Source organism: Mycolicibacterium aurum (assembly GCF_900637195.1).
In the GTDB taxonomy this organism is placed as follows: Bacteria; Actinomycetota; Actinomycetes; order Mycobacteriales; family Mycobacteriaceae; genus Mycobacterium; species Mycobacterium aurum.
Window position 1 is genome coordinate 3508424 of record NZ_LR134356.1, and the last position, 12206, is coordinate 3520629.

General features: G+C 68.6%; 13 protein-coding genes. 7 read left to right on the forward strand and 6 right to left on the reverse strand.

Translation table 11 applies throughout. The features are described 5' to 3' along the window. Positions 1-32: 32 nt before the first annotated feature. Genes EL337_RS16395 through EL337_RS16410 form a run of 4 tightly spaced genes read right to left on the reverse strand, consistent with a single transcriptional unit; the run spans position 33 to position 3617 of the window. A complete protein-coding gene (locus EL337_RS16395; RefSeq protein ID WP_109860074.1) occupies positions 33-977 on the reverse strand; it encodes a glycine betaine ABC transporter substrate-binding protein in 945 nt (314 codons plus the stop codon). 41 nt (positions 978-1018) lie between these two features. Next, complete coding sequence (locus tag EL337_RS16400) at positions 1019-1804, reverse strand: ABC transporter permease (RefSeq protein WP_048631637.1); 786 nt, start codon at positions 1802-1804, stop codon at positions 1019-1021. Continuing rightward, positions 1801-2973, reverse strand: a complete 1173-nt coding sequence (locus tag EL337_RS16405) for an ABC transporter ATP-binding protein (protein WP_048631638.1) — start codon at positions 2971-2973, stop codon at positions 1801-1803. The genes EL337_RS16400 and EL337_RS16405 overlap by 4 nt, the downstream gene beginning before the upstream one ends. Beyond that, positions 2970-3617: an ABC transporter permease gene (locus tag EL337_RS16410; protein WP_048631639.1), complete on the reverse strand. Its 648-nt coding sequence runs from the start codon at positions 3615-3617 to the stop codon at positions 2970-2972. Before EL337_RS16410 ends, EL337_RS16405 begins: the two co-directional genes overlap by 4 nt. A 201-nt stretch (positions 3618-3818) precedes the next feature. Between EL337_RS16410 and EL337_RS16415 the strand changes: the two genes are divergently transcribed. The 6 genes from EL337_RS16415 to EL337_RS16440 are packed head-to-tail and all read left to right on the forward strand — an operon-like array spanning position 3819 to position 9815. Further along, a complete protein-coding gene (locus EL337_RS16415) occupies positions 3819-4739 on the forward strand; it encodes a TauD/TfdA dioxygenase family protein (RefSeq protein WP_048631854.1) in 921 nt (306 codons plus the stop codon). A gap of 50 nt (positions 4740-4789) precedes the next feature. Continuing rightward, complete coding sequence (gene cobG, locus EL337_RS16420) at positions 4790-5914, forward strand: precorrin-3B synthase (RefSeq protein ID WP_048631640.1); 1125 nt, start codon at positions 4790-4792, stop codon at positions 5912-5914. A 9-nt stretch (positions 5915-5923) separates the two neighbouring features. After that, a complete protein-coding gene (locus tag EL337_RS16425; RefSeq protein ID WP_048631641.1) occupies positions 5924-6550 on the forward strand; it encodes a precorrin-8X methylmutase in 627 nt (208 codons plus the stop codon). Continuing rightward, entirely contained in the window at positions 6547-8031 is a 1485-nt protein-coding gene (locus tag EL337_RS16430) for a precorrin-2 C(20)-methyltransferase (RefSeq protein WP_048631642.1), read from the forward strand. The genes EL337_RS16425 and EL337_RS16430 overlap by 4 nt, the downstream gene beginning before the upstream one ends. 51 nt (positions 8032-8082) lie before the next feature. Further along, the gene (locus EL337_RS16435; protein WP_048631643.1) at positions 8083-8715 is read left to right on the forward strand and encodes a TetR/AcrR family transcriptional regulator; all 633 of its coding nucleotides are present in this window, start codon (positions 8083-8085) and stop codon (positions 8713-8715) included. A gap of 11 nt (positions 8716-8726) precedes the next feature. Further along, entirely contained in the window at positions 8727-9815 is a 1089-nt protein-coding gene (locus tag EL337_RS16440) for a phosphotransferase family protein (RefSeq protein ID WP_048631855.1), read from the forward strand. Here EL337_RS16440 and EL337_RS16445 read toward each other — a convergent pair. Beyond that, positions 9778-10965 (reverse strand): bifunctional cobalt-precorrin-7 (C(5))-methyltransferase/cobalt-precorrin-6B (C(15))-methyltransferase, encoded by a 1188-nt coding sequence (locus EL337_RS16445; RefSeq protein WP_048631856.1) that lies wholly within the window; start codon positions 10963-10965, stop codon positions 9778-9780. The two genes, EL337_RS16440 and EL337_RS16445, sit on opposite strands and share 38 nt — an antisense overlap. A 14-nt stretch (positions 10966-10979) precedes the next feature. Next, the gene (locus tag EL337_RS16450; protein WP_048631857.1) at positions 10980-11672 is read right to left on the reverse strand and encodes an SDR family NAD(P)-dependent oxidoreductase; all 693 of its coding nucleotides are present in this window, start codon (positions 11670-11672) and stop codon (positions 10980-10982) included. Between the two features lie 118 nt (positions 11673-11790). Between EL337_RS16450 and EL337_RS16455 the strand changes: the two genes are divergently transcribed. After that, on the forward strand, positions 11791-12204 hold the full coding sequence (locus EL337_RS16455; RefSeq protein WP_048631644.1) for a F420-dependent biliverdin reductase: 414 nt from the start codon (positions 11791-11793) through the stop codon (positions 12202-12204). The last annotated feature ends 2 nt before the right edge of the window (positions 12205-12206 follow it).

Here is a 12206-nt window from a genome sequence, read left to right on the forward strand (position 1 = left end):
GACTGGGGCCACACCCACCGCCGAGGTCACAACTATCCGGCGGTGACGAAGCCTTCCGAGACCATCCAGTCGCGCGCGACGACGCTGGGATCCCGCCCCTCGACGTCGACCTGTTTGTTGAGTTCGATGATCGCCTCGTTGGTCAGCGCTGCGGTGACCGGCGCGGTGACCTCGGCGATCTCGGGGTGCGCGTCGAAGAACTCCTGCTTCATCGTGACCGAGGGGTTGTAGTGCGCGAAGAACTGCTTGTCGTCGGTCAGCACGGTCAGATCCAGTGCGGCGATGCGGCCGTCGGTGGTGAAGACCTCACCGAAGTCGCACTGCGTACCGTCAGCGGTGGCCTGATAGATGATGCCGACCTGCAGGATCGGTGTCTGTACCCGGGCCGGGTCGAGGCCATAGGCGGCCGCCATGCCCGGAAAACCGTCCTGTCGCGCGCGGAATTCGGTGTCCACACAGGTACGGGCGGCCCCCGGATCACGCCTCGCGAGTTCGGCGTAGTCGGACAGGGTGCGCACCCCGGTTCGTTCAAGGGTCCGCGTGCTGGCCGCCAGGGCGTAGGTGTCGTCCATCGGTCCTGGCTCCAGCCACACCATGCCGTTGCGTTCGAGGTCCTCGTCGCGGACCGCCTCGAACTGCTCGCGGGTGTCGGGGATCGGCTTCTCATGGCCCAGGTAGTTGATCCAGGCATTGCCGGTGAACTCGTAGGCGACGTCGACCTGACCGGAAAGCTGCGCCTCCCTGGTGCTGCGGGAGCCGACGATGCCGGTGAGGTCACGGACGTCCGCGCCCGCCGCGGCCAGCGTGAATTCCAGGATGTATCCGAGGATCACCTGCTCGGTGTACTCCTTGGAACCGACGGTGATCTTCGCCCCCTCCAGCCCCGGGGTGGGTTGTATCGATCCCGGCCCGACCCGCAGCGGCAGCGTGCTGCCGGAGCCGAGACCACACGCGGACAACACCAGTACGGCCGTCATCAACAGCCCGGTGAGCGCAACCGTCCGGCCACGGCGGGCTGTCATCGCAACCCCTTGGGCCCGATGAAGAATTCGGCGAGACCGCCCAGCCAGTCGACGAGCAGCGCCAGGCAGACGGCGAGGACACTCCCGAGGATCAGGGTCACGTTGTCCTGCAGCTTGTAGCCGGTGTCGATCAGGATGCCCAGCCCGCCCGCGTTGACGAGGAACGACAGCGTCGCGGTACCCACGGCCAGCACCAGCGACGTGCGCAGGCCGGCGAGAATGTAGGGCACCGCGAGCGGCAACTCGACGCGCAGCAACAGCGACCGCCTCGACATTCCCTGGCCCAGCCCGGCGTCGAGCAGGGCGCGGTCCACCTGATCGATACCCAGGATGGTGCTGGACAGCACCGGCAGCAGCGAATAGAGCGCGATCGGCAGCACGCCGATCCAGAAGCCCGTTGTGGCCGTCAGCAGGAACAGCAGCACCAGAAGGCCGATCGCGGGCGCCGCCTGCCCCACGTTGGCAATACCGATGAACAAGGGGCGCAACACTTTTGCACCCGGCCGAGTGACCAGCACCCCGAGCGGAACGCCGACCAGAAGGACGATGACGGTGACCGCGACAGTGATGAGCAGATGCTGCCAGATCAGCGTCGCGACGTTGCCGGGGTTGATGTTCTCCTGCTGGGTGGCGGTGAGATCGCGGTTGAACGCCCAGAAGATCACGGCTGCGCCGACGATCAGCACCAGGACCGGCTGAATGAACAACCGCACCCGCTCGGCGGGTGTGGTTGCCGGTGCGGTTGTGGCCTCGGCCCCGCCGGTCTCGGTGGCGGTGCTCACGGCTGACCGTGCCCTCCGGCGGACTCCTCCGCTTCGGCGCGCAGCCGGGTGATCGTGTCGATCAAGGTGTCGAGAGTGACGACCCCCTCGTAACGGTTGCCCGCCCCGGCCACCACCGCCGACGCGTGCTGCTCGGCGAGGATCGCCTCCAGTGCGTCTTCGAGAGTCGACTGCGTACTCACCACGTCGAGGGTCTCGACCGCCTCCGCGAGCGACCCCGCGTGCGCCAACCGCCGCGCGCGGACCCAGCTGACCGGCCGCTGCCGGTCGTCGAGCACCACCGCCCAGTCGAAGTCACTGCCCGCGATCGCCGCCCGCGCCTGCTCGACACTGTCGTTGCGGTGCACGGTTGGACGGGATTCCAGCGCTACGTCTTTGACGCGCAGCAGACCCAACTGGCGCAGCGACGCACCGGACCCGACGAAGCCCGCCACCGTATCGTCGGCCGGATTCGCCAGGATGTTCTGGGGGGTGTCGTATTGCAGCACCGTGGACTGCTGTCCGAGCACCGCGATGCGGTCGCCCAGTTTGACGGCCTCGCCGAAATCGTGGGTGACGAAGACGATGGTCTTGCGCAATTCGGTCTGCAGACGCAGCAACTCGTCCTGCAGGGTGCTGCGGGTGATCGGGTCGACAGCCCCGAACGGCTCGTCCATCAGCAGCACGGGCGGGTCGGCGGCCAGCGCCCGCGCCACCCCGACACGCTGTTGCTGACCTCCGGAGAGTTGCCGTGGATAGCGCTCGGCGTACTCCGAGGGCTCGAGGCCGACGAGATCCAGAAGTTCGTCCACCCGGTCGGCGGTGCGCGTGCGATCCCAGCCCAGTAGACCGGGCACCAGGCCCACGTTCTGGCGAATCGTCATGTGCGGGAAAAGACCCGCCTGCTGGATTGCGTATCCGATCGATCGCCTCAGCTCGGTGGGCTTGATCGACAGGGCGTCCCTGTCGCCGATCAGGATGCGCCCTGACGTCGGCTCGCTGAGCCGGTTGATCATCCGCATCGTGGTGGTCTTGCCACATCCGGACGGGCCCACGAAGACGACGATCTCTCCGGCTGGGATGTCCAGCGAGACATTATCCACCGCAGGCGTTTTCGAACCTGGGTAGATTTTCGACACACTGTCGAGCTCGATGCGTACCCCGGTGGGGTCCGTGGTTTGCTCTGTCACCGAACACCTTTCGACGTCGTGAGCCGTCCAAGCAGTACCAGCAGTGCGTCGAGCACCAGTGCCAGGATGACGATCAGCAGGGTTCCGGTCAGCGCCATCGGGAGGGCGGTGGGGCTGCCCACCCGGGCCAGGCCGGCGAAGATCAGGTTGCCGAGCCCGGGCCCCTTCACGTACGCCGCGATGGCGAGCACCCCCATGGACATCTGGGTGGACAAGCGCATCGCCGACAGGATGGCGGGCCACACCAGCCGCAGCTCGACCCGTGTCAGCGTGCCGATTCGGCTCATGCCGATGCCCCGGGCGGCGTCGGTGAGCGCAGGGTCGATGGCGTTGAGGCCGACGATGGTGTTGCGCACGATCGGCAGCAGCGAGTACAGCACCAGGGCGGCGACACTGGTGGCCACGCCCAGACCGAACAGCGGAATGAGCAGGCCGAGAAGGGCAAACGACGGCACCGTCAGTATCACGCTCGATGCGGCCGTGGCGAGATTGGCCGCCAACGCGTTCCGATACGTCGCCACCCCTATGAGCACACCGATCACCGTGGCCAGCAACACGCTCTGCACCACCGCGCTGACGTGCTGATAGGAGTCGAAGATCAGCTGCGCCTGATGGGTGGAGATGTACTCCCACAGCGCGTTCACTGCGCCGTCCTCACGGCGTTGGCCTTCACGAATTCTCGGCTTTCCCGCGCAGGAGCACGTTTGGCAGGTCGGGCGCCACTGCCTTACCCGATCGTGACGACGCCGAAACAGCGGGGATTTGATTCCGGCTGAATGTAAGGGTTGGCCCCGTAAGCACCGCGGGTCAGAATTGCCAGCTCAAGTGCTACGGAGGTGAGTCAGCTGTCATCGCTACAGGTTGTCAAGCTCGGTGCCGTCATCGGGGCGCGGATCGAGGGGATCCAGATCGCCGACGGGGTGGATTCCGCCACCGCGGCCCAGATCAATGCGGCACTGCTCGAACACAAGGTGATCTTCTTCCGCGGCCAGCACGATCTCGACGACGACGATCAGCTGAACTTCGCCCGTGCGCTGGGAACCCCGACGACGGCGCATCCCACGGTCACCTCCCGGGGCATCCGAGTCCTGCCGATCGACTCACGCTATGACAAGGCCAACAGCTGGCACACCGACGTCACCTTCGTCGACCGCATCCCGAAAGCGTCACTGCTGCGCGCGATCACGCTCCCGCCGTACGGCGGGACCACCACGTGGGCATCCACCGAGGCCGCCTACGATCGGCTGCCCGCGCCGCTGCGTGCCCTCGCCGAGAGCCTCTGGGCGGTGCACACCAACACCTACGACTACGCCGGCGATGTCGATGCGCGGCTTGAGCAGCTCGCCGACACCGAGCGGCAGTACCGCGAGGAATTCGTCTCCGACTACTACGAGACCGAGCATCCGGTGGTGCGGGTGCATCCGGAGACTGGCCGGAAAGTGCTGCTGCTCGGGCATTTCGTCAAGCACTTCGTCGGCCTCGGCCACGCCGAGTCGGCGGCACTGTTCCAGCTGCTGCAGAACCGGATCACCAAGCTCGAGAACACCATCCGGTGGAACTGGGAACTGGGCGACCTTGCCATCTGGGACAACAGAGCAACCCAGCACTACGCCGTAGCCGATTACGACGACCAGTTCCGGCGGCTCAGCCGAGTGACCCTCGCCGGCGACATCCCGGTCGATGTCCACGGCGAACGCAGCCGGACCGTCGCCGGCGACGCCTCGGGCTACTCCCAGGTCGTCGAACCGGTGCGCCTCGCGAGCTGACGGTTCCCCGGCACGGCAGCCGGGGCCGGGCCGGCAGGTACCGTGGACGGGTGGCCAGGTCGAGGGAGAATGACGCTTGCCCCGGCGCGCTGCAGACCCACAGAGCCGCCGACGGCGACTTGGCGCGCATCAGGCTCCCCGGCGGGACCATCACCTCGGCCCAGATGGACGCCCTGGCATCGGCCGCCATCGACTTCGCGGCGTCGACGCTGGAACTGACGTCGCGGGGCAACCTGCAGATCCGCGGCGTCGATGACACCGACGCCGTCGCCCGCCTGCTCTCGGAGTCGGGACTGCTGCCCTCGGCGACCCACGAGCGGGTGCGCAACATCGTCGCCTCACCGCTGTCGGGCCGCAGCGGCGGGTTATGCGACACAAGGCAACTGGTACTCGCCCTCGACGACGCAGTGCAGCGAGACGCCGATCTGGTGCACCTGCCCGGCCGATTCCTGTTCGGTATCGACGACGGCCGTGGCGACGTGTCGGGTCTGGCGGCGGACGTGGGTGTGCACGCCCTCGACCCCTCGACCGCGGCGCTGCTGCTGGCCGGGCGCGACACCGGCGTCAGGCTCGCGCTGTCCGACACGGTCGACGAGCTCCTCGCCATCGCACGACGCTTTGTCGCGATCCGCGAGAAGGCTTGGCGCGTCGACGAACTCGACGATCCCACCACCCTGCTCGGCGGGCGCACCCCGACAGCGCCACCCGGCGCGACGTGGCACGGCCCCACCCGACCGCCGGTCGGCTGGATCGAGCAGGACGACGGGCGCATCGCTCTGGGCGCCGCGATACCGCTCGGCGTTCTCGACGCACAGGTGGCGCGCTACCTCGCGGCGGTCGACGCGCCGATGGCCGTCACTCCGTGGCGATCTGTGCTGCTGTTCGATCTCGATGAAGGGGTCGCCGACGTGGCGCTGCGCGTGCTCGCACCGCTGGGCCTGGTCTTCGACGAGAACTCCCCCTGGCTTTCCGTGTCGGCGTGCACCGGTAGCCCGGGCTGCGCGCACTCGGCGGCCGATGTCCGTGCCGACGCCGCTGCCGCAGCCACCGGAGACCCTGCCGGGACCGGCCACCGGCATTTCGTCGGCTGCGACCGCGCCTGCGGCAGCCCCATGGGTGTGGAGGTCCTGGTGGCAACGGGAGACGGCTACCGACGCCGAGAGCCCCACCCGTAGGGTGATCGAGTGCTCGACTACATCCGCGACGCGGCCGAGATCTACCGGCAGTCATTTGCCACCATTCGCGCCGAGACGGACCTGTCGCTGTTCCCCGAAGACGTCGCCCGCGCCGTGGTCCGGCTGATCCATACCTGCGGTCAGGTCGACGTCGCCGAACACGTGGCCTTCACCGCCGACGTCGTCGCACGCACGCACGCCGCACTCGCCGCAGGGGCACCGATCCTGTGCGACTCCTCGATGGTCGCCGCGGGGATCACCCGGTCCCGGCTGCCCGCCGACAACGAGGTGGTGTCCCTGGTCGCCGACCCGCGTGCCGCCGACACCGCGGCGCGGCTCGGGTCCACTCGCTCGGCGGCGGGAGTCGATCTGTGGGCCGACCGGATACCCGGGGCGGTCTTCGCTGTCGGCAATGCCCCCACCGCACTGTTCCGCCTTCTCGAGCTCGTCGACGACGGCGTCGCGCCGCCCGCGTCGGTGCTGGGGGGCCCGGTCGGCTTCGTCGGCTCGGCGCAGTCGAAGCAGGAACTCATCGACCGTCCGCGCGGCATGTCGTATCTGGTGGTCACGGGTCGTCGTGGTGGCAGCGCGATGGCGGCGGCCGCCGTGAACGCGATTGCGGCAGAACGCGAATGACCGCTCGTCACGGGACCCTGTGGGGTGTCGGTCTGGGACCGGGCGATCCCGAGCTGGTCACGGTCAAGGCAGCCCGGGTGATCGGCGCCTCCGACGTGGTCGCCTATCACAGCGCGCGGCACGGACGCAGCATCGCGCGCACCATCGCCGAGCCGTACCTGCGTGACGGGCAGATCGAGGAGCACCTGGTCTACCCGGTGACCACCGAGACCTCCGACCATCCGGGCGGCTACGCCGGCGCCATGGAGGACTTCTACCGGGAGTCCGCCGACCGCATCGCCGCGCATCTCCAGGCCGGACGCGACGTCGCACTGTTGGCTGAGGGCGATCCGCTCTTCTACAGCTCCTACATGCACATGCACACACGCCTCACGGAGCGCTTCGACGCGGTGATCATTCCCGGGGTGACCTCGGTCAGTGCGGCGTCGGCGGCGATCTCGACTCCCCTGGTTCAGGGCGACGAGGTGCTGACGATCCTGCCGGGGACTCTGCGCGCCGACGAGCTCCAGCGCAGGCTCAAAGACACCGACGCCGCCGTCATCATCAAGCTCGGCCGCTCCTACCCTGCGGTGCGACAGGCGCTTTCAGCGGCAGGTCGCATCGACGACGCCTATTACGTGGAGCGCGCCAGTACCACCAGACAACGTGTGCTGCCCGCCGCGGACGTCGACGACGAATCCGTGCCGTACTTCTCGCTGGCCATGCTGCCCGGCGGCACGCGGGCGCCGGTGGGCACCGGTTCCGTCGCGGTCGTCGGACTCGGGCCGGGCGACGCGGGCTGGATGACCTCGCAGAGCCGGCATGAGCTCGCCTCAGCCACGGATCTGATCGGGTACGGGCCCTATCTGGACCGGGTCCCCGCCGTCGACGGCCAACGCAAGCACCCCAGCGACAACACCGACGAACCCGAACGGGCGCGTCTGGCGTGCGAGCTGGCCAAAGAAGGCCGCAGCGTCGCGGTCGTCTCGTCAGGCGATCCCGGCGTGTTCGCGATGGCCACCGCGGTGCTGGAGGAGGCCGAACAGTGGCCGGGCGTCGAGGTTCGGGTGATCCCGGCGATGACGGCCGCCCAGGCGGTGGCCAGCCGTGTCGGCGCCCCGCTGGGACACGACTACGCCGTGATCTCGCTGTCGGACCGGCTCAAGCCGTGGGACGTCATCGCGCGCCGCCTGTCGGCAGCGGCGTCGGCCGACATGGTGACCGCCATCTACAACCCGGCGTCGAAGACCCGCACCTGGCAGGTCGCCGCGATGCGGGATCTGATGTTGGAGCACCGCGATCCCGCCACACCCGTCGTCATCGGCCGCGACGTGGCCGGCGCCGGCGAGTCGGTGAGGGTCGTACCCCTCGGCGAGCTCGATCCTGCCGACGTCGACATGCGCTGTCTGCTCATCGTCGGGTCGTCGCAGACCCGCTGGCACACCACCGCGGGCGGCGGCGCGGACCGCGTCTTCACCCCACGTCGCTACCCCGGCCACTGACACCCGTCTCACATCGTTGACAGTCGTCAGAACTGCGGGTTAACCTCGCGCGTGCAGCGCGGACTACCGGTCCGGTCACCGACCGACCGGCGGCAACCTCAGAAGAGTGATCTGCGGCGCATCGCCATCCTGGAATCGCTGGACCACCACCTCCGCGAATCAGGATTCGACAGACTGAACATCGCCGACGTCACCCGCCGTGCCGGTGTCACCCGATCGGCGTTCTACTTCTACTTCGAGAACAAGGCCGCCGCGGTGGCCGCCCTGCTCGAACCGATGTACGACGACGGCTTCCTGGCCGGCAACATCCTCACCGACACATCGCTGCCACCGCGCCGGCGCATCCACGCGATGCTCGACGCCCTACTCGACACCGTCGACCAGCACCGCTACCTGCTGCAGGCCATGCTGGAGGCCAGAGCCACCAGCACAGCGATCCGGGACGTCTGGGACGACGCCCGGGACTCCTTCGTCCCGGCGGTGGCCGCCGTGATCACCTCCGAGCGTGCCGCCGGTCGCGCACCCCGCGGCGCACCTGCGGCGGTGGTGGCGAGCATGCTTCTGGAGTTCAACGACCGGCTACTCGAGCGCTACACCATCGGCGGCCGCCTGAGCAGGGCGGAGCTGGTCGCCGGTGCCGAGACCATCTGGCTGGGCACCATCTATGCCACAAGCGAACAATGAGAGGCGATTTCGTGACCATTCCCCGTAGCCCATCCGACATCACACCGGCATGGCTGGGTTCGGTGCTCGGTACCGACGTCGCCGAGGTGGAAGTGTCGTCCATCGGCACGGGACAAACCGGCGCCACCTACCGCGTCACCGCGACCTATGCGCCCGAGGCGCAATCACCCACCCCGCCAGCGACTTTCGCCGTCAAGCTGCCGGCGCAGGACGACACCGTCCGGGAACGGGTGGCGCTGGGCTATCTGTCCGAGGTCGAGTTCTACTCCTCGGTGACCAACGACGTCGCCATCCCGGTTCCCGGCTGCTTCCACACCGAGATCGCGCCCGGCGGTACTGATTTCGTCCTCGTGCTGGCCGACATGGCTCCTGCGGAGCAGGGTGACCAGATCGCCGGGTGCTCACCGGCGGAGGCCGTGCTGGCGGTCGAGGCGCTCGCCGGACTGCACGGTCCCAGCTGGGGTGAGCGCCGCTTCTTCGATCTGGCATCCATCGTCATGCCCAAACCCGGCGACGAGGCGGCCGCCAAGGGCATGGGCGAGGTGTCGGTGATGGCCGCCGACATCACGCTCGACAAGCTCGGCGCCTCGGTCAGCGAGGAGGACCGCGACACCCTGCTGACGTCGATGAGCCTGGTGACGCCGTGGCTGCTGGCCGAGCCGGACCGCTTCTCACTGATGCACGGCGACTACCGACTCGACAACCTGCTCTACGATCCGGACCGCACCCGCGTCACCGTGGTCGACTGGCAGACCATCGGCATCGGCCTCCCGGCGCGCGACCTCGCTTACTTCACCGCCACCAGCCTGCTCCCCGACGATCGCGCGGCGGCCGAACGCGGACTCGTCGAGCGCTACCACGCGGCGCTGCTGACCCACGGCGTCACCGACTATGACGTCGAAACCTGTTGGCAGGATTACCGTCTGGGCGTGCTCCAGGCGCCGCTGCTCACCACCCTCGGCTATGCGTTCGCCTCGTCCACCGAGCGCGGCGACGAGATGATCCTGACGATGCTGCACCGCGGTTGCCGCGCCATCCGCGAGCTCGGGGCGATCGATCTGGTCAGGTCGTATCAGGCTTCGTCACCGACCACTGCGTGACCGGCATCGCGGGACGCCACCCGGTGAACTCGCCCACCGGCTCGCCCCGATAGTGCTGGAACCTGCGTAGTTCACCACCGTGCCGCGAACGCCACTGCACCAGAACTGCTTCGGATTCCGCGGTGACCACGTTGGCGACCAGTCTGCCGCCCGGCTTCAGCCGGTCCCAGCACGCGTCGAGCATGCCGGGCTGGCTGACGCCGCCGCCGATGAAGGTGACATCCGGCGCCGGCACGTTCGCGAACGCCTCGGGGGCGGCGGACGTCGACTCGACGTGCACACCGAATGTGAGGGCATTCTGCGTGATTCGGGCGCGGCGGGTGGCATCGCGTTCGAAGGCGATGGCTCGGCAGCCCGTTCCGGCGAGGCACCACTCGACCGAGATGCTGCCCGACCCCGCACCCACATCCCACAGCAATTCGCCCGGGCGTGGCGCCAGCGCGGCGAGTGTGGCCGCCCGGACCATCTGCTTGGTGATCTGATTGTCGTGGACGAATGCATCGTCGGGCAGCGCCCCGAACCGTCGCTCGTCCGGGAGGTAGCGCACCGCCATCACATTCAGCTTGTCGACATCCCCCGGCGGGCGGGCCGCCCACTCCCGCGCCGTCGATGACCGCCGTAATTCCCTTGGCCCACCCAGCTGTTCGAGAATCGTCAGCTCGGAGTCACCCCGTCCGGTGTCGGTGAGCAACCGCGCGAGCTCCGCGGGGGTCGAGCCGTCGCGGGACAGCACCACGGCCTGGCCACCACGGCGTACCGCCGTTCTCGCCTCGTGCCAGACCAGGCTGATGATCTCGGTGTCCTGAACCGACCACCCGACCCGCGAGCATGCCAGCGTCACCGACGACACATGGGGAAGCACGGCGACCTTGTCATGACCGTAGCGCCGGATCAGGGTAGTCCCGATGCCATGCAGCAGCGGGTCACCGCTGGCCACCACGTGGACGTCGCCGCCGGCGTCCTCGAGCAGCGTGTCCAGTGCGGGCAGCAGCGGGCTGGGCCAGGTCCGCAACGTTGCGCCCACTGTGCCATCGAGCAGATCCAGTTGTCGACGGGAGCCGTAAATGACGGTGGCTCTGCGCAATTCATCTCGCGATGCCGGCGAAAGGCCGGCCATGCCGTCAGCGCCGATACCCACCACGACGATCATCGGTTTCCCTCCGCTCATCGCGGCAACCTCCGCCACACCGCACGCGGCATCAGGCGGAAGGCCACCGCCAGCAGCGACAGCGACGCCGGCACCCACACCGTGCGCCTGCCCTTGCGCAACGCCGTCATTGTCGCGTCGGCAACCTGCGCGGGGGTGCTGGACAGGGGCGCGGGCGTCATCCCCGCCGTCATCCGCCCGACCACGAAGCCCGGTCGCACCAGCAGAAGGTGCACACCGGAACCGTGCAACGCATCGGCGAGCCCGCTGCAGAACGCATCCAGGCCAGCCTTGGCCGACCCGTAGACATAGTTGGCGCGGCGGGCCCGCACCCCGGCGACCGACGAGAACGCAACAAGAGTGCCCGTGCGCTCACGCCGCATCGTGTCCGACAGCACCGTCAGCAGGCTGACCTGGGCCACGTAGTCGGTGTGGGCGATCGCGGCGGCGTGCCCGGCGTCCGCCTCGGCGCGGGCCTGGTCACCGAGAATCCCGAAGGCGAGCACCGCGGTGCCGATCGGACCGTGGTCGGCGACGATGGCGTCCACGACAGCACGATGCGACCCCAGATCGTCGGCGTCGAACCCGACGGAGTGCACCGATGCCGCACCGGATCGTCGCAACTCGGCCAGCTCGGCGTCCAGATCGCCGGGCCGACGGGCCGCCAGCACCACCGACGCACCCGGCGCCAGGCGCCGCGCCAATTCCATCCCGATCTCGCTACGTCCGCCGAAGACGACCAGCAGTTCCCCCGGAGTTCCCGATCGACGGCTCGCGCCGTTCGTGTCTTCCACGGTTGCGATTATGTCCTGCGCTAGCGTGGTGCCGATGGCCAAGGCAACGACACGACTCACCAGTGACGCCCTGGCGTTTCTCACCGAGCGCCATCTGGCGATGCTGACCACGCTGCGTTCGGACAAGTCGCCCCACGTGGTGGCGGTCGGGTTCACCTTCGACCCGGCCACCCACATCGCCCGGGTCATCACCACCGGAGGCTCGCAGAAGGCGGTCAACGCCGACGAGCGCGGGGTCGCAGTGCTCAGCCAGGTCGACGGTGCCCGCTGGCTCTCGCTGGAAGGCAAGTCGACGGTCAACACCGACATCGAGGCGGTTCGGGATGCCGAGTTGCGGTACGCGCAGCGCTACCGCACCCCCCGGGCCAATCCGAAGCGGGTGGTCATCGAGGTCCGCATCGAGCGGGTGCTGGGCTCCTCCAGCCTGCTGGACCGCAGCGAAGACTGAGC